18 protein-coding genes are annotated in these 17648 nt (G+C 62.8%); 12 read left to right on the top strand and 6 right to left on the bottom strand.

From position 1 onward, the window contains the following. Positions 1-114: 114 nt before the first annotated feature. A complete protein-coding gene (locus DJ563_RS00765; RefSeq protein ID WP_434518661.1) occupies positions 115-1587 on the bottom strand; it encodes a right-handed parallel beta-helix repeat-containing protein in 1473 nt (490 codons plus the stop codon). Positions 1588-1831: 244 nt separating this feature from the next. Between DJ563_RS00765 and DJ563_RS00770 the strand changes: the two genes are divergently transcribed. The 3 genes from DJ563_RS00770 to def all read left to right on the top strand — a co-directional run bounded on the left by DJ563_RS00770 (position 1832) and on the right by def (position 3702). Next, positions 1832-2011 (top strand): CsbD family protein, encoded by a 180-nt coding sequence (locus DJ563_RS00770; protein ID WP_033699700.1) that lies wholly within the window; start codon positions 1832-1834, stop codon positions 2009-2011. Between the two features lie 198 nt (positions 2012-2209). After that, complete coding sequence (locus DJ563_RS00775) at positions 2210-3169, top strand: YihY/virulence factor BrkB family protein (protein WP_186658118.1); 960 nt, start codon at positions 2210-2212, stop codon at positions 3167-3169. Then, positions 3166-3702 (top strand): peptide deformylase, encoded by a 537-nt coding sequence (gene def, locus DJ563_RS00780; RefSeq protein ID WP_274098887.1) that lies wholly within the window; start codon positions 3166-3168, stop codon positions 3700-3702. Before DJ563_RS00775 ends, def begins: the two co-directional genes overlap by 4 nt. On the opposite strand, the gene DJ563_RS00785 is transcribed toward def, so the two are convergent. After that, positions 3657-4025, bottom strand: coding sequence for a GNAT family N-acetyltransferase (locus DJ563_RS00785; RefSeq protein WP_434519682.1), 369 nt, complete (start codon positions 4023-4025; stop codon positions 3657-3659). The genes def and DJ563_RS00785 overlap by 46 nt on opposite strands. A gap of 376 nt (positions 4026-4401) precedes the next feature. On the opposite strand from DJ563_RS00785, the gene DJ563_RS00790 reads away from it, so the two are divergent. Next, positions 4402-4659, top strand: a complete 258-nt coding sequence (locus DJ563_RS00790; RefSeq protein WP_033699696.1) for a DUF2790 domain-containing protein — start codon at positions 4402-4404, stop codon at positions 4657-4659. Between the two features lie 81 nt (positions 4660-4740). On the opposite strand, the gene DJ563_RS00795 is transcribed toward DJ563_RS00790, so the two are convergent. After that, on the bottom strand, positions 4741-6102 hold the full coding sequence (locus tag DJ563_RS00795; protein ID WP_434518662.1) for a PLP-dependent aminotransferase family protein: 1362 nt from the start codon (positions 6100-6102) through the stop codon (positions 4741-4743). Positions 6103-6178: 76 nt separating this feature from the next. Between DJ563_RS00795 and DJ563_RS00800 the strand changes: the two genes are divergently transcribed. From DJ563_RS00800 to DJ563_RS00825, 6 genes are all read left to right on the top strand, one after another. Further along, a complete protein-coding gene (locus DJ563_RS00800) occupies positions 6179-7138 on the top strand; it encodes a threonine dehydratase (RefSeq protein WP_434518663.1) in 960 nt (319 codons plus the stop codon). A 116-nt stretch (positions 7139-7254) separates the two neighbouring features. After that, entirely contained in the window at positions 7255-7899 is a 645-nt protein-coding gene (locus DJ563_RS00805; RefSeq protein ID WP_033699695.1) for a LysE family translocator, read from the top strand. Positions 7900-8322: 423 nt separating this feature from the next. Continuing rightward, on the top strand, positions 8323-8748 hold the full coding sequence (locus DJ563_RS00810) for a YybH family protein (protein WP_047583801.1): 426 nt from the start codon (positions 8323-8325) through the stop codon (positions 8746-8748). A 44-nt stretch (positions 8749-8792) separates the two neighbouring features. Further along, positions 8793-9137: a YciI family protein gene (locus tag DJ563_RS00815; RefSeq protein ID WP_033699692.1), complete on the top strand. Its 345-nt coding sequence runs from the start codon at positions 8793-8795 to the stop codon at positions 9135-9137. Positions 9138-9158: 21 nt separating this feature from the next. Beyond that, complete coding sequence (locus tag DJ563_RS00820) at positions 9159-9644, top strand: SRPBCC family protein (protein ID WP_047583802.1); 486 nt, start codon at positions 9159-9161, stop codon at positions 9642-9644. Further along, positions 9644-10882, top strand: a complete 1239-nt coding sequence (locus tag DJ563_RS00825; protein ID WP_434518664.1) for an RNA polymerase sigma factor — start codon at positions 9644-9646, stop codon at positions 10880-10882. Before DJ563_RS00820 ends, DJ563_RS00825 begins: the two co-directional genes overlap by 1 nt. A 66-nt stretch (positions 10883-10948) precedes the next feature. Here DJ563_RS00825 and DJ563_RS00830 read toward each other — a convergent pair whose 3' ends face one another. Continuing rightward, positions 10949-11419, bottom strand: coding sequence for a MaoC family dehydratase (locus DJ563_RS00830; protein WP_033699686.1), 471 nt, complete (start codon positions 11417-11419; stop codon positions 10949-10951). 35 nt (positions 11420-11454) lie between these two features. Continuing rightward, the gene (locus DJ563_RS00835; RefSeq protein WP_434518665.1) at positions 11455-12399 is read right to left on the bottom strand and encodes a lysophospholipase; all 945 of its coding nucleotides are present in this window, start codon (positions 12397-12399) and stop codon (positions 11455-11457) included. A gap of 224 nt (positions 12400-12623) precedes the next feature. Between DJ563_RS00835 and fadD2 the strand changes: the two genes are divergently transcribed. After that, on the top strand, positions 12624-14312 hold the full coding sequence (gene fadD2, locus DJ563_RS00840) for a long-chain-fatty-acid--CoA ligase FadD2 (protein ID WP_274098881.1): 1689 nt from the start codon (positions 12624-12626) through the stop codon (positions 14310-14312). Positions 14313-14577: 265 nt separating this feature from the next. Beyond that, the gene (gene fadD1, locus DJ563_RS00845; RefSeq protein WP_274098880.1) at positions 14578-16275 is read left to right on the top strand and encodes a long-chain-fatty-acid--CoA ligase FadD1; all 1698 of its coding nucleotides are present in this window, start codon (positions 14578-14580) and stop codon (positions 16273-16275) included. 64 nt (positions 16276-16339) lie between these two features. On the opposite strand, the gene DJ563_RS00850 is transcribed toward fadD1, so the two are convergent. Continuing rightward, a complete protein-coding gene (locus DJ563_RS00850) occupies positions 16340-17647 on the bottom strand; it encodes an NAD(P)/FAD-dependent oxidoreductase (protein WP_434518666.1) in 1308 nt (435 codons plus the stop codon). Between the last annotated feature and the right edge of the window lies 1 nt (position 17648).

Below are 17648 nucleotides of genomic sequence, written 5' to 3' on the forward strand. Positions count from 1 at the left end.
GTTCCTGCGGGTTGACGCTTGATAAGGCCTGCATTGTGAGGGGTGGCGGGTGGCTGAGCAAGGTTTGCCTGGGCCGGCCTCTTCGTCTGTAAACCCGCGAAGAGGCCGGTTGCCTCAGCGACGAACCGGCAGGCTCAACTCGGAAGTCGCCCCGTCGGCCGTGGTCACGGTCGCCGTGAAGCTGTGCAGCCCGTCACTGTTCTCCAGCACCTGGGCGAACCGCGCCTGCCCCTTGGCATCGCTGTTCACCAGCACTTCCCCGAGATACTGCTCCGCTTCGCTGCCGGTTGCTTGCGCATTGCCGAACACCTCGACGCGCAACAGGCTCGACGCTGGCCCCTGCACCTCACCGCGGATCACGTTCCCCTCCAGCGCCATCAGCCGCGGTGGCTGCTGGTTGTGATTAGGCAACGGCTGGCACGGCTTGGGTTCACCCTGGGCATTGCAGATGATCGCCTGGTCCTTCTTCGCCAGCTCCGCCCCCACCCCGCGCGACCCTACGTACAACGCATGCGCCTGCGCCGGCACGCCGAACACGATAGCGCCGGTGCGCTGGTCTGGTACGCAAGAGCCGCCGGCCTCGCAGCGGCGGATGTCCTGGCTGTTGCCCCAGATACGGTTGGCGCTCAGGCGGGTGGCGGTGATTGCCGGCTCCGGGCGCAGGGCCACGCCAATGCGGTTGCCGTGGATCAGGTTGCCATCGAGCATGTTGCCCTCGCCGGTGACGCTGACACCGATCGAGTTGCCGCTGAAGGTATTGGCGCCCAAATAGTTGCGGTTGCCCCAGTTGATCTGCAGGCCGTCGGAGTAGTTCTCGAAACGGTTGCGGACCACGCTGTTGTCGTTGCCCAGCAGAATTTCGATGCCCTGGGAGGGCTCGGGGTTGGCCGCCGTGGAGCGGAACAGGTTGTCGGCCACCAGGTTGAAGGCTGCGCCGCGGGTCAGTTCCAGGCCGTCGCCGTTGTCGATCAGCTGGTTGCGCAGCACCTTGTTGTTGACCGTGGTGGTTGCGGTCGGGTTGCCGGCACCGTCGTCGCCGGTCAGCATGATGCCAGCACCGCCCTTGTTGGCGATGATGCGGTTGTCTTCGATGACGTTGCCACTGGCGCGATTGACCAAAATGCCAATGCAGAAGTTGCGCACTTCCAGGCCGCTCAGGTGCACGCCCTGGGTGTCGCGCAGTACCAGGCCAGGGTGCGTGGTGGTGCGCACGTTGGTGCCGAACTGGCCGGGCAGAGCGCCGGGGCAGGTGTGCACACCCTGGTCCTTGATGTAGCCCGAGCCGTCGATGGCGATGTACTGGCCGTCGCGCGCCCACGCCTGGCCGGTGATGCGCACCGGCCCTTTGATCTCAGGCAGCGCGCGCGTCGGTCGGATGACATAAGGCGCCTGGCCGACCGCAGCGATTTCGATGCGGTAGTGGCCGGGGTTCTGGTTGTTGGTCTCGATTGCCCAGCGCAGGCTGCCGGGTTGGCCGTCGTCGGCATAGCGGTCGACGCGCAGGGTTTCGGTTACGGCCGGCGAGGCGGCAAGGGCGGGCAGAGGAAGCAGTGGCAGCAGGGCCACGAGCACAGGCATCAAACGCATGGGGGCGGGTTTTCCGAAAATCGTTGTTTTTATGACTGGCCTGCCCTATGTGGGCGGGCGTATGCCGCGATTCTAGGGCAGCCGGCAGGTACTGGGCAGTTGGGCGGGGTAAATGGGTGCGGTATTCGCACGCAGATTTGCCGCTCGGCTTGTTCGGGTGAAATTGGTTGAAACTCTTGCGAAAGGCCCCGGGTCCACAGACTGTCGACACGGTTCACGTGTCTCCATTTGCAGGAGTTTTGCCATGAGCGGTACTAAAGACAAAGCGAAAGGCTTGGCCAACGAAGCAATCGGCAACGTGAAACAGGGCGTCGGCAAGGTGACCGACAATGACAAGCTCAAGGCTGAAGGCAAGGCCCAGGAACTCAAGGGTGAAGCGCAGCAGATCAAGGGTGACGTCAAGGATGCCGTGAAGAAGCCTTGATGCCGTGTTGAGCGTTCCATCGATTCGCGGGCAAGCCCGCCCCTGCAGGTAGCACGTAGCCGGTGGGGGCGGGCTTGCCCGCGAATGCCTGGGCCCAGTTACGTAGGCATTTTCTTTATAACCCTCGGGAGCAGCACGGCAACGGCGTGGTCTATTAGACTTGCCTGTTGTATCGATCGAGCGGCGAAAGGAGACGCTATGATATTTTCCGCCCTGCAGGGCCTGCCCTTGCACCGCGTGCTGGTGCGCACCGTCAAGGAGTTCCTTGACGACGAGATGTCCACCTATGCGTCCGCGCTGGCTTACCAGATGCTGTTTTCGCTGTTCCCCTTCCTGTTGTTCCTGATTGCCCTGATCGGTTTCCTGCATTTGCCAGACTTCTTCTCCTGGTTGCGCCTGCAATCGGAACTGGTGCTGCCGCCCCAGGCGCTGGAGCAGGTGAACCCGGTGATCGACCAGTTGCAACAGTCCAAGGGCGGGCTGTTGTCGGTGGGTATCGTGATTGCCCTGTGGACCGCCTCGGCGGGTGTGCGCTTGATGATGAGCGCCATGAACGCCGCCTACGATGTGCCGGAAGGCCGCCCGGTGTGGAAGCGCATACCGCTGTCCATCTTCTACACCGTGGGTATCGCCGGCATGCTGCTGGCTGCGGCAGCGCTGATGGTGCTGGGGCCGCAGGTGATGGAATGGATTGCCGCGCAGGTCGGCATGCAGGAGGTCATCGTCACGGTCTGGACCATCCTGCGCTGGCCGGCGATCATCATTCTGATGATGGTAGCGGTGGCCTTGATCTACTACGTGATGCCGGATGTGAAGCAGAAATTTCGCTTCATCACCCCCGGCTCGGTGCTGGCAGTGGTGGTGTGGATCGTCGCCTCCCTGGGGTTTGCCTACTACGTCAAAACCTTTGCCGATTACAACGCCATGTACGGCAGCATCGGTGCAATCATCGTGCTGTTGCTGTATTTCTATATTTCCGCCGCCGTGCTGTTGCTCGGCGCGGAAATGAACGCGGTGATCGAGCACATGTCGGCCGAGGGCAAGAACCCTGGCGAGAAGGATTTCGACGGTGAAAAATCCCAGGAAACCCTGACCGTGCTGGGCCACGAACACCCGCAACCGAGCCAGCATCAACCTTCCGAGCCGAACCCCAGATGATCCGTGACATTCTCAAGATGGGCGACGAACGCCTGCTGCGCATCGCCCCGCCCGTGCCCGAACACCTGATCGGCAGCGCCGAATTGCAGCAGTTGATCGACGACATGTTCGAGACCATGCGCCATGTCGGGGGTGTGGGCCTGGCCGCGCCGCAGATTGGCATCGACCTGCAACTGGTGATTTTCGGCTTCGAACGCAGTGAGCGTTACCCCGATGCCGAAGCGGTGCCGCAGACCATCCTGATCAACCCGTTGATCACGCCGATGACCACCGAGGTCGAGGACGGTTGGGAGGGCTGCCTGTCGGTACCCGGTTTGCGCGGCGTGGTGCCGCGCTACAAGCACATTCGCTATGAAGGGCTCGACCCGCAAGGCAACCCGATCAACCGTTTTGCCGATGGCTTCCATGCGCGGGTGGTGCAGCACGAGTGCGACCACCTGATCGGCCGGCTTTACCCCTCGCGCATCCAGGACTTCGCCAAATTCGGTTACACCGAGGTGCTGTTCCCCGGGTTGGACGCCAGCGACGACTGACCACGCTGCAGGGCCACCAGCGGCTTGCTGCGCTGGTAGCGCTGCAGGCGGGCAGCCAGGGGTTCTGGCAGCATGGTTGCCGTGTCGAAGTCAAGGCGCTGGTAGAAGGGCACCAGGTCGGGGTGGCAGAACAGCCAGGTCGGCCCAACGGCCTGAGCCAGCGCGGCTTCGACCAGCCGCCCAGCCACACCCTGGCTGCGCTGTTGCGGGTCGACGAACAGCCCGGTAAGCCAGTAGCCATCGCCCACCGGGGTCAAGTTCAGCCCTGCAATGATGCAGCTGGCACGCGCCACCCACAGTTCGCCGTCACTGGCCGAGCGCATGCGCGAGCCGTGCTGGCGGTAGAAGTGATCGAGCAGGCGTCGTTCAGGGTCGAGCAGCCTTGAGCAACACAGGTAATCAGAAATCGCGCATTTCCCTTGTTGAATCGGCCGGGTCGGGCAGAGACCAATCAACGGCTCTACGCCACTATATCCAGCCCATTATGTCGCAGATTGTTGCAAATCCGGCAAGGGTGAATATCCGACTTCGGGGTTCAACTATTGCCAACCGGGAGTAGACTTTTACTCATCCCACCAGCAGTACGACGAAGCGGGATCGGTACTTCGTGTCATCTTTGCAGTCGATGACAACTTCTCCGCGCCAATGACGGCATTAGAAGTCAATCGATCAGCTTGATTGCTTTATAGGCACTCCCACATGAAACCATTACTGATTCTTGCATTGGTCGGTATGTCCTCGTTCGCCCTCGCCGATGAGGTCCAACCTGTCTCCAACCAGCCTGTGGCCCAGCAGTACGACTACTCCATGAACCTGGATATCAAACGGGTCATCAACCTGTCGACCATCCCCAATGTTTGCGAAGTGGTACCTGCAACCATGACCTATGAAGACCACCAGGGCCAGGTGCACACCATTCAGTACCGCGCCATGGGCGAGGGTTGCCAGCAGGGTTGATCGTTCAAGGTCAGCGGCCTCTTCGCGCCGCGCCGACGCGAAGAGGTTGCAGGCTTCTCCCGGTGCAGTGGCTGGCCCGGTTCATTCACTGGAAAGCACCTGCCGCACCACCTCCAGCCCTTGTTTCAGTTCAGCCCGGCTGGCGGCCGCCGACAGGCTGATACGCACGGCCTGCACCTCGCTGGCGCCAATGGCGAACACACTGGCCGGGACAACCTCCACGCCCCGTTCGCGACACTGCTTGACCACCCCCTCTGCACCTTGCGGAGTGGCCAGCCACGCGTGCGGCGAAGGCTGGCCTGTGTTGTGCAACCCATCGCCCAGCAGCTTTCGCGCCAGGCGCCAGCGCTCGGTAATTTCAGCACGTTGCCAGGCCAGGCGTAGCGCTGCGGTGCCATCTTCTATCCACTGGCAGGCGATATGCAGGTTCAGTGGCGACACCGGCCAGTGACTCGCCTGGGCGTGCGGGTCGATGTGTGCAAGCAGCTGTGGGTTGGCCGCGATCCACCCTACACGCAAACCTGCTGCCACCGTCTTGGACAAGCTGCTGATGAGCACCCCTTGCTCGCCCAGCAGTGGGTACAGCGGCGGTCGGTCGCTGAGTGCGCCATACACGTCATCCTCGATCACCAGCAGCCCCAGGCGTTTGACGACCGCCGCGAGCGCTTCGCGGCGGGCGTCATCCATGCAGGCGCCCGTGGGGTTGTGCAGGGTCGGTGTGGTGACCAGTACGCGGGCACCGCTGGCGCGGGTGACACGGTCAAGGTCGTCGGGCCGCAGGCCTTGGCTGTCCAGTGCCACGCCATGCACGGGCAGGCGTAGCTGTCGGCAGGCTGCCTTGATGCCAGGTGCGGTCAAGGCTTCGAGCATGACCGGTTCACCGGCCTGGCAGAACGACTGCAGCACCAGGGTCAGTGCTTGCTGAGCGCCGCCACTGAGCAGCAACTCGTCCGGGGCCAACGCCAAGCCACGCTTGGCCAGCCAGTGCGCGCCCTGAATACGGCCGCGCAGCAGTTGCTCGGGGCCCAGGTAGTGATCCAGCAGGCTGCTGTCGCGCTGCTCCAGCACGCTGTGCAGGCTGCGCTGCAGGTCCTGATTGTGCGGGTCGGCCACCGGTACGTTGGTCGACAGGTCGATCAGCGGCTTTGGCCCGTCTTGGTGTTTGAGGCGAAACAGGGTCGCTTCCTTGCTGCCTGCCAGCACGTAGGTGCCGCGGCCGACTTCGCCGGCCACCAGGTGGCGGGCGGCAGCTTCACGGTAGGCCTGCTGGGTGGTGCTGGGGTTCAGGTCGAGCTTCCAGGCCAGGCGCCGTTGCGGTGGCAGGCGGTCACCGACCTTGAGCTCGCCGCGCTCAATCGCGTTGGCGATCGCATCGACCAATGCCAGGTAGCGGGGCTGGTCATCGTTTACGAGTGTTGGGATCCACACGAAATTGCTACCCATGCAATATAAGATTGTACCCATACAATGCCCGGGGCTTAGGATCGGATCAACCACCTACCGAAGAGGGATGATCGCCATGTTCGACCTGAATGCCCTGCGCGAAGCCGCCGATTTCGTTCACCAGCACGTGCCTGCAACACCGCAGCACGCCTGGCCTTTGCTGGCCGAACGGCTGGGCTGCCAGGTGTGGGTAAAGCACGAGAACCACGCGCCCACCGGTGCATTCAAGGTGCGTGGCGGGTTGGTCTACGTGCGCTCGCTGCTGGCGGGCGGCAATCCGCCGCGCGGCCTGGTTACCGCGACGCGTGGCAATCACGGCCAGAGCATGGCACTGGCTGCCCGCCAGGCTGGTATCCCCTTGGTGATTGTGGTGCCTGAAGGCAATTCCACCGAAAAGAACGCCGCCATGCGCGCCCTCGGCGCCGAACTGGTGGAGCACGGTGTCGATTTTGATGTGGCCCGTGAAGAGGCTGCCCGGCTGGCTGATGAATTGGGGTACGCGATGGTGCCGTCGTTTCACCCGGAGCTGGTGCGCGGCGTGGCCACCTATGCCCTGGAGCTGCTCGAGGCGGTGTCTGACCTGGACAGCGTGTACGTGCCGATCGGCATGGGGTCGGGGATCTGCGGGCTGATCCAGGCACGCAACCTGCTGGGGTTGAAGACCGAGATCGTGGGGGTAGTGTCCAGCGCTGCCGATGCCTATGCGCAAAGCTTCGAGCTGGGCCGCATCGTCACCACCGCCACCGCCCAGACCTTCGCCGATGGCATGGCCTGCCGCGTGCCGCACCCGGAGGCGTTCGCCTTGGTGTGCGAGCATGCCGCGCGCATCGTGCGGGTCACCGACAGTGAAGTCGCCGAGGCCATGCGGGTGTACCACGAAGCCACGCACAATACTGCCGAAGGTGCAGGGGCTGCGGCGCTGGCGGCGTTGATGCAGGAGCGCGAGCGACAAGTGGGTAGGCGGGTGGCCGTGGTGCTTAGCGGGGCGAATGTGGACCGGGCGCTGTATGCGCGCGTGCTGGCGGGCATCGACTGAGCTTGATTGGCATCAGGGGCTACCGCGCCCACTGTCATGGGGAATTTGCGCTTTCAATCGAGTGATCACTCGTGGCAGGCTCTACGGCGCTTAATTGGCCGGTCATCGAGTGCTCAATGCCTTTTTCCAATGGATTTCTCCTAAGCCTGTCCCTGTGTCTGGACATCGGCATCGCCAATATCGCCATGATCACCTTGGCCATGCAGCGTGGTTTTCTCAAAGGTTTCTGGCTGGGGCTTGGGACTTGCGTGGGTGACTTGATCTATGCCGTTGCCGCACTGGCCGGGATGACCGTGCTGTTGCAATTCGAAAGCGTGCGCTGGACCTTGTGGCTGGGCGGTTCGGCGCTGCTGGTGTGGTTTGCGGTGAAGATGCTGCTGGCCGCGTGGCGCGGCGGCCACATGGAGGCGCGGGCAGACGTGGTGGTGGAGTCCGGTTGGCGTGAGTTTCTGCGTGGGATCTTTTTGGCCATGTCGTCACCCACCGCGATTTTGTGGTTTGCGGCTGTCGGTGGGGTGCTGATTTCACGCTCCGGCGGTGGCAGTTTGCTGGATGCGGGGTTGTTCCTTAGCGGCTTTTTTGCTGCTGGGTTGGTCTGGTGTCTGAGCCTGTGTGGTATTGCCAGCCATGGTGGGCGCTTGCTTGGGGACCGGCTGCTGACCTGGTCGTACCTGTTGTCGGCGGCGATCTTCTGCTATTTCGCGGTTTATGTGATTGTTTCGGGGTATCGGGAATTTATTCTCGCCAGTTCGGCAGTGTAGGCAGGGGGGCATGCCTTAGGTTGTGCAGCGCCCATGAGATCGAGCGCCGCCCGCGCGGCGCATCGCGAGCGAAGCTCGCTCCTACATTTGTTTCGGGCCAGTTATTCCTGAGGCATTGGCGCGCGGCCCCTTGGTGCCCGTCTCAATATCGCGTCGGACCAACAAGGCGGTCGCGCGCCAATGTCACAGGCTTCACTGGCCGGAAACAAATGTAGGAGCGAGCTTCGCTCGCGATGCGCCGCGCGGGCGGCGCTCGATCTGATGGGCGCTACACATCTCCAGGCATGCACCTGCCGGCCCAACCCTCTCTTACCGGCAACAAAAATAATTTCACCCCCTGTCGATTCCCCCAGTTCCCGTTCGACCAGAGTTGAAGGCCCAGCCCAAACCTGTGCCAAAACCTCAAGCGATCGGAGTACCCCGATGAGCACCTCAGCCGAAAACGAAATCCGCCAACTGATCGACCGCTGGATGCAAGCCGTGCGAGACCGCGACATCCAGGCCATCACCGCCCCCTATGCCGACGACATCGTCGCCTTCGATGCCATCAAGGCACTGCAATTCAAAGGCAAAGCCACCTACCAGGCCCACTGGGAAATGTGCATGGGCTTTTGCACCGGCCCGATGGTCTTCGAACTGGCCGAACTCACCGTGTACGCCGACGGCGACCTGGGCCTGGCCCATTGGCTGAACCGCTGCGGCCCGTCCGATGACGAGAGCCAGTGTGGCTTCATGCGCGTCACGGTCGGCTATCGCCGCCAAGGCGGGCAATGGCAGGTGATCCACGAACACTGGTCGGCACCCTTCGACATGGAAACCCAAAAAGCCCTGTTCGATCTCAAGCCCTGAGCCGATATCGCCAAACGCACTGTGCCAATGCCCTGGAGGCAACCATGAAATACCTGTGCCTGGTCTATTGTGACGAAGGGCTGCTGCACAGCCTGCCCGACAGCCCGGAAGACGCCGAGTGCATGGCGTACGCCGAATCCCTGCAGGGCGGCGGGCGCATGCTCGCGGCCGAGGCGCTGAAGTCGGTGCAGACCGCCACCACGGTGCGTGTGCGCAATGGGCAGATGAGCCTCACCGATGGCCCGTTCGCCGAGACCAAGGAGCAACTGGCCGGCTTCTATCTGGTGGATGCCCGCGACCTCAACGAGGCGCTGAACATCGCCAAGGGCATCCCCGCCGCCAGGGTCGGCAGTGTGGAAGTGCGGCCTGTGCGCGAACTGCAACCCTGACAATAACGGAGAACAACCAGCATGAGCCTTGCACACCCTGCGCAAGCGCAGCACGAGTTGTCCATCAGCCGCCTGATCGACGCACCACCGGCCAAGGTGTTCCGCGCCTGGACCGAGCCCCAGTGGCTGATGCAATGGTGGGGGCCACATGGCATGACCACCCCCGAATGCGAAATGCAGCTGTGGGTCGGTGGCCTGTTCCGCACCTTGATGCGCGCCCCGGACGGTACCGAGTACCCGACCCAGGGCGTGTTCCTGGAGATCGCCGCGCCCCGGCGGTTGGTGTTCACCGACGCTTTCGGGCCAGGCTGGGTGCCTTCAAACAAAGCCTTCATGACCGCCGTGGTGACCTTCGACGAGGAACACGGCAAAACCCGATACACCGCCCGCGCCTGGCACTGGAGCGCCGCCGACAGCCGTGCCCATGAAGAAATGGGGTTTCACCAGGGCTGGGGAGAAAGCCTGGACCGCCTGGTGGAGGTGGTGACCCAGCGGATGCCTGACTGATGGTGACGCTGGCGCAGGTGCGCGCCGAGGTCGAGGGAGTCTACCGCCGCGATTCCCGGCGCATCCTGGCAACCTTGATCCGCCTGCTGGGGGATTTCGACCTGGCCGAGGAGGCCATGCACGATGCGTTCTTCATTGCCGTCGAGCGCTGGCAGCGCGATGGCATCCCCGACAACCCGCGGGCGTGGCTGGTTTCAACCGGCCGTTTCAAGGCCATCGATGCGTTACGCCGACGCGCCCGCTTCGACCGCTCACAGGCGGACATGATCATGCTGCTGGAAGGCCAGGCGCAAGACCCCAGCGACGAAGAACTGCTCGGCGACGACCGTTTGCGGCTGATCTTCACCTGCTGCCACCCGGCGTTGGCCGCCGACGCCCAGGTGCCGCTGACCCTGCGCGAGGTCTGCGACCTGACCACCGAGCAGATTGCCCGAGCGTTTCTGCAAAGCCCGGCCACCATTGCCCAGCGCATCGTGCGGGCCAAGGCCAAGATCCGCGATGCCGGCATCCCCTATCAGGTGCCGGCGCTCATTGAGTTGCCCGAGCGCCTTGAGAGCGTATTGCGGGTGATCTACCTGGTGTTCAATGAAGGGTACTCGGCATCGTCCGGCGACACCCTGCTGCAGCAAGATCTGACTGACGAGGCGATTCGCCTTGGCCGCCTGCTGGTGCAACTACTACCCGACCCGGAGGGGTTTGGCTTGCTGGCGTTGATGCTGTTGCAGGCGTCGCGTCAGCGCGCGCGTACCGATGCCGAGGGCAATCTGGTGCTGCTTGAGCAACAAGATCGCAGCCTGTGGGACCGCGAGTGTATTGAAGAAGGCTGTGCGCTGGTGCGCCACGCCCTGCGAAGCCAGGCCTATGGCGCCTACACCGTACAGGCGGCGATTGCTGCGGTGCATGCCGAGGCGGCCACGGCCGATGCGACGGATTGGGACGAAATCGTCGGGCTGTACGATGTGTTGCAACGCTACTGGCCGTCCGCGGTGGTGGCGCTGAACCGGGCGGTGGCGCTGGCCAAGCGTGACGGGCCGCAGGCGGGGCTCGTGGAGGTTGAAGCGATTCTGGCGGCGGGGGAGTTGCGCGATTATCACCTGGCCTATGCGGCAAGGGCGCAGTTGCATGCTCAGCTGGGCCATGTCGAAGAGGCCCGCGCGGCCTGGCAGCAGGCACTGGCGTTGACCCGGCAGGCGCCGGAGCGACGGCATATCGAAAGCCGTCTACGCGAATTGGGGTAAGGGTATTAGCGGCCCTTTCGCGGAGGTTCGGCGCCCCGAACCTCCGCGAAGCAATAGGTGCTGAAATCAGCTGGCCACGAAATGCGGCGGCGATACCAGCTCGACGGTCTGCTGCTTGCGTGGCGCCAGGATTTCGGCCTCGCCTTCGACGACCAGCTCATCGTTCTGGTTGTACACATTGGTGGCGATGCGCACCTTGAACTTGGGCAGCTTCTCGAGGATTTCCAGGCGCACGGTCAGGGTGTCGCCGATTTTTACCGGCTTCTGGAAGCTCATTTTCTGGCCCAGATAGATAGTGCCAGGCCCAGGCAGGGTGCAGGCCACTGCGGCACTTATCAGCGCGCCGCTGAACATGCCATGGGCAATGCGCTCACGGAACATGCTCTTGGCCGCGAACTCGGCATCCAGGTGCACCGGGTTGTGGTCACCGGACATCGCGGCGAACAGCTGGATGTCGCGTTCTTCCACAGACTTCTCATAGGTGGCTTTCTGGCCGACCTCAAGGGCTTCGTAAGGCGTGTTGGTGACCTGGGACATCGGGGCTTCCTTAAGCGGTGGGGCGAGGGTGCCTATCATTCACTGCGCGCAGGGCGGCCAAGGGCCAGCGCCTGTTCGAGCCAGCCGAGAATATCGGCGGTGACCTCGTCACGGTTGGTTTCGTTGAGCACTTCGTGCCGCGCGTGTGGGTAGACGCGCAGCTGTACATGCCGGTTGCCGGTCGCGCGCAGCGCGTCGGCCAGATGGGTGAGACGCTTGCCGGCACTGACCGGATCACATTCGCCGCCAATCACCAGCATTGGCAGGTTCGGATCGATCTGCGCGAGGGTACTTGCCTGGCTGATCTGCGCCAAGCCTTGCAGCAAGTCGAGCCACAGTTGGTTGCTGCAGCGAAAGCCACACAGCGGGTCATTCACATACAGGTCCACTTCGCCAGGGTCGCGGCTAAGCCAGTCGAAGGCCGTGCGGTTAGGCTTGAAGGCCTTGTTGAACGCGCCGAACGACAGCCAGTCTATCAGCGCACTCTTGCCCAGCGGCCCCTGGCGCCACGCCTCCAGCCGGGCAATCAGCCGCGCCACCCGGTACAACGCCGCCGGCTGGAAGTTGGAGCCGCTGAGGATCGCCCCCTGCACGCTGGCGCTGTGGTGCATCAGGTACGCCTGGGCGATGTAGCTGCCCATGCTGTGGCCAAACACAAACAACGGTGTGCCGGGGTACTGCTGACCGATGTGCTGGGCGAGCAAGCCCAGGTCGTTGACCACGGCATTCCAGCCATGATTGCGGGCGAACAGGCCCAGGCTGCCCAGCTCGGCGGTGCGGCCATGGCCGCGCTGGTCGGCGGCGAACAGCGCAAAGCCGGCCTCGCTCAACGCCTGGCCCAGGCGCCGGTAGCGCCCGGCGTGCTCCGCCATGCCATGGGCCAGCAACACCACGGCCTTCACCGGGGTTGTCGGCAGCCATTGGTGCACATAGAGGCTGCAATGCTCGCTGGCGGGTAGCCAGAAGGCGTCGTGGGGCATGGCCGGTCCTTTGCGCAGGGGTACGCGCACAGTGTATGCGCAACCGGCTGGATTGCAGGAAGGGCACAAATAAGATTCACAATGTTAATGGCGGAGCTTGGCGTATATGCCGCCTTCGGCTTACCTGCTAACGTCGGTTCAACGCCTGTTTGCCATTGGCGACCAGGTCAAAGGATTACATGACCCGCTACCGGTAGCAGGTCCAGGCAGAGGAACAATAATAAATGCAAGCCGACTTCTGGAATGACAAGCGCCCGGCGGGCGTGCCTTCCACCATCGATATCCATGCCTATACCTCTGTGGTCGAGGTGTTCGAACGCTCCTGCAAGCGCTTTGCCGACCGCCCGGCGTTCAGCAACCTCGGCGTCACCCTGACCTACGCGGCGCTGGAGCGCCAGTCGGCAGCCTTCGCCGCCTGGCTGCAGCAACATACCGACCTGGCCCCGGGCGATCGCATTGCCGTGCAGATGCCCAACGTGCTGCAGTACCCGATCGCCGTGTTCGGTGCGTTGCGTGCGGGCCTGATCGTGGTCAACACCAACCCGTTGTACACCGAGCGTGAAATGCGCCACCAGTTCAAGGACTCCGGCGCCCGTGCCCTGGTGTACCTGAACATGTTCGGCAAGCGCGTGCAGGAAGTGCTGCCCGATACCGGCATCGAATACCTCATCGAAGCAAAGATGGGCGACCTGTTGCCCACCGCCAAGGGCTGGCTGGTCAACACCGTGGTCGACAAAGTGAAGAAGATGGTGCCGGCCTATCAATTGCCCCAGGCGGTGTCGTTCAAGCAGGTGCTGCGTGAGGGCCGTTCGCTGAGCCACAAACCGGTACCGCTGAGCCTCGACGACATCGCCGTGTTGCAATACACCGGTGGCACCACTGGCCTGGCCAAGGGCGCCATGCTCACCCACGCCAACCTGGTGGCCAACATGCTCCAGGTGCTGGCGTGTTTCTCGCAGCACGGGCCAGACGGGCAGAAGATGATCAAGGAAGGCCAGGAGGTGATGATCGCGCCGCTGCCGCTGTACCACATCTACGCGTTTACCGCGAACTGCATGTGCATGATGGTCACAGGCAACCACAACGTGCTGATTACCAACCCACGCGACATCGCCGGCTTCGTCAAGGAGCTGGGCAAGTGGCGTTTTTCCGGCCTGCTGGGGCTCAATACCTTGTTCGTCGCGCTGATGGACCACCCAGGCTTCAGGCAACTGGACTTTTCCGCGCTGAAGGTCACCAACTCTGGCGGCACAGCGCTGGTCAAGGCCACCGCCGAGCGCTGGGAGAGCCTCACGGGCTGCCGTATCGTCGAAGGCTACGGCCTGACCGAGACTTCGCCGGTAGCCAGCACCAACCCCTATGGCCAGCTGGCGCGCCTGGGCACGGTAGGCATCCCGGTGGCAGGCACGGCGTTCAAGGTGATCGACGACGAGGGCAACGAGCTGCCGCTGGGCGAGCGGGGCGAGTTGTGCATCAAGGGCCCGCAGGTGATGAAGGGCTACTGGCAACAACCCGAGGCCACGGCGCAGACCCTGGACGCCCAGGGCTGGCTGAAGACCGGCGACATCGCGGTGATCGACCCCGATGGTTTCACCCGCATCGTCGACCGCAAGAAAGACATGATCATCGTCTCGGGCTTCAATGTGTACCCCAACGAGATCGAGGACGTGATCATGGCCCATCCGCAGGTCGCCAGTTGCGCCGCCATCGGCGTACCCGACGAGCGCTCCGGCGAGGCGGTGAAACTGTTCGTGGTGCCGCGTGAGGGCGGGGTCAGCGTGGATGAGCTCAAGGCTTACTGCAAGGCCAACTTCACCGGTTACAAGGTGCCCAAGCACATTGTGCTGCGCGACTCGCTGCCGATGACACCGGTGGGCAAGATTCTACGGCGCGAGCTGCGTGATATTGCCTGACAAGGCTGCAAATACGCCTCTAGAGCGGGCCTTTCGGCCCGTTTTGCGACATTTTGGATAATTACTCTAAAAATGACCTGTATTGTTCATTGAGTCATTTTTGTGACCATAAGGCCTGTTTTGGCCTCTAGGCGACCCCTGGCAAAGCTGTTACTCTCGGGCCGCTTTCAGATGATCCGGTTTGCAATGAGCCGTCATCACATATCAATAATAAGCGCATCGACGCGTGAATCGAACTTCGCTGTTGCTGAAGGAGTGGGCTTCCATGATCGAACATTTTTGGAAGGATAAATACCCAGCCGGGATTACGGCGGAAATCAATCCTGACGAATTCCCCAATATCCAGGCGGTACTCAAGCAATCCTGCCAACGCTTTGCCGACAAACCGGCCTTTAGCAACCTGGGCAAGACTATCACCTATGGCGAACTGTATGCGCTGTCGGGGGCATTTGCCGCCTGGCTGCAGCAGCACACCGACCTGAAACCGGGTGATCGCATTGCCGTGCAACTGCCCAATGTCCTGCAGTACCCGGTAGCGGTATTCGGCGCCATGCGTGCAGGGCTGATCGTGGTCAACACCAACCCGCTGTACACCGCGCGGGAGCTGGAGCACCAGTTCAACGACTCCGGCGCCAAGGCGCTGGTGTGCCTGGCCAACATGGCCCACCTGGCTGAAAAGGTGCTGCCCAAGACCCAGGTCAAGCATGTCATCGTCACCGAAGTGGCCGACCTGCTGCCGCCACTCAAGCGCCTGCTGATCAACAGTGTCATCAAGTACGTGAAGAAGATGGTGCCGGCCTACAATCTGCCGCGTGCCGTGCGCTTCAACGACGCCCTGGCACTGGGCAAGGGCCAGCCGGTCACCGAAGCCAACCCGCAAGCCAGCGACGTTGCGGTGCTGCAATACACTGGCGGTACCACGGGTGTGGCCAAGGGCGCGATGCTGAGCCACCGCAACCTGGTGGCCAACATGCTGCAATGCCGGGCGCTGATGGGCTCGAACCTGCATGAAGGTTGCGAGATCCTGATCACGCCGCTGCCGCTTTACCACATCTACGCCTTCACCTTCCATTGCATGGCGATGATGCTGATCGGCAACCACAACGTGCTCATCAGCAACCCGCGTGATTTGCCGGCGATGGTCAAAGAGCTGGGCAAGTGGAAATTCAGCGGCTTCGTCGGCCTCAACACCTTGTTCGTCGCCCTGTGCAACAACGAGGGGTTCCGCACCCTGGACTTCTCGGCGCTGAAAATCACCTTGTCTGGCGGCATGGCGCTGCAACTGAGCGTGGCCGAGCGCTGGAAGGCCGTGACCGGTTGCGCCATCTGCGAAGGTTACGGCATGACCGAAACCAGCCCGGTGGCTGCGGTCAACCCGTCCGAGGCCAACCAGGTCGGCACCATCGGTATCCCGGTGCCCTCGACGCTGTGCAAGGTCATCGACGACAGTGGCAATGAACTGCCGCTGGGCGAGGTGGGTGAACTGTGCATCAAGGGCCCGCAAGTGATGAAGGGCTACTGGCAGCGCGAGGACGCCACCGCCGAGATCCTCGACAGCCAAGGCTGGCTCAAGACCGGTGACATCGCGCTGATTCAGCCGGACGGTTACATGCGCATCGTCGACCGCAAGAAGGACATGATCCTGGTCTCGGGTTTCAACGTGTACCCCAACGAGCTGGAAGACGTGCTCGCCGGCTTGCCCGGTGTGCTGCAGTGCGCGGCCATTGGGGTGCCGGACGAGAAGTCGGGTGAAGTGATCAAGATGTTCATCGTGGTCAAGCCGGGCATGACCGTGACCAAGGAGCAGGTGATGGAGCACATGCGTGCCAACGTCACCGGTTACAAAGTGCCGCGCTACATCGAGTTCCGCGATACGTTGCCGACCACCAACGTGGGCAAGATCCTGCGCCGTGAATTGCGTGACGAAGAGCTGAAGAAGCAGGGCCTCAAAAAGATCGCCTAATCCTTTATTCAGGGCTGGCTTTGCCGGCCCCTTCGCGGGCATACCTGCGAAGGGGCCGGTATAATCAGCGCAGTTTCTCAAGCATCTGGTAGTACCACATCCCCGCCGCCAGCAGCGGATTCCCCAGCAGTTCCCCCATTGGCACCCGCACATGCTTGCACTGGGCAAAGGTGTCGAACTTCTCCAGAGTCCCGGTCAACGCTTCGGCCATGATCTCGCCCATGATGTGGCTGGTGGCAATGCCATGCCCGGAATAGCCCTGGCAGTACCAGACATTGTCCGAGAGCTTGCCCAGTTGCGGGATGCGATTGACCACGATACCCATGGCGCAGCTCCACTGGAACTCGATCGGTACCCCTTTGAGCGCCGGGAAGGTGCGCTCGATGCACGGGCGCAGCTCTGCTTCGATATCGCGTGAGTCGCGCCCGGAATAGTTGGCGCCGCCGCCAAACAGCAAGCGCTTGTCGGCGGTCAGGCGGTAATAGTCGAGGACAAAACGGCAGTCGTATACCGCCAGGTCCTGCGGGTTGATCTGCTCGGCCAGCTCGCCCAGCGGTGCGGTGGTGACGATGCCGCCCATGGCCGGGAAGATCTTGCCCTTGAGCTTGCGCTGTTCCAGCTTGTGATAGACATCGCCCGCCAGCATCACTTGGCGGGCTTCGATCCGTCCCTGGGCCGTCACTACTGCCGGGCGCGGGCCGTGGACGATGTCCAGCACCTCTGAGTTTTCAAAGATCAGTGCCCCCAGGCTATGGGCGGCACGCGCCTCGCCCAGGCACAGGTTGAGCGGGTGCAGGTGCAGGTTGCGTCGGTTCTTCAATGCACCCAGGTACAGCGGGCTTTGCAGGTGCTGGGCCATGGCGTTGCGGTCGAGCATCTGCACCTGGTCGCCCATGCCGCGACGCTGGGCTTGGGCCTCGAACCCGCGCAGCTCGTTCAGGTGCGACGGTTTCATCGCCGCATGCAGGTGGCCGCGCTTGAGGTCACAGTCGATACCGTAGCGGGCCACCCGTTGCTCGATGACCTGGTGCCCGCGCCAGCGCAGGTGCCAGATGAAATCATCCACCTCGCCGCCCAGGCGGTTGCGCATCTGTGTACGCATGGCTTCGTCGCCCGACAAGCTGCCGGTCACCTGCCCGCCATTGCGCCCGCTGGCACCCCAGCCGATGCGGTTGGTTTCGACGATAGCCACTTTGAGGCCGCGCTCGGCCAACTCCACGGCAGTGGCCACGCCGGTGAACCCACCGCCGATGATCGCCACGTCTACCTGCTCGGTGCCCTTGAGGGTCGGGTACTGCGTATGGTCATTCAGGGTGGCGTTGTAATAGGACGGCGCACGTTGGGCCGGCCCCTGGTTCAGTGCTGCGTTCATG

This window comes from Pseudomonas sp. NFX1, assembly GCF_051123555.1.
Taxonomy (GTDB): domain Bacteria; phylum Pseudomonadota; class Gammaproteobacteria; order Pseudomonadales; family Pseudomonadaceae; genus Aquipseudomonas; species Aquipseudomonas capeferrum.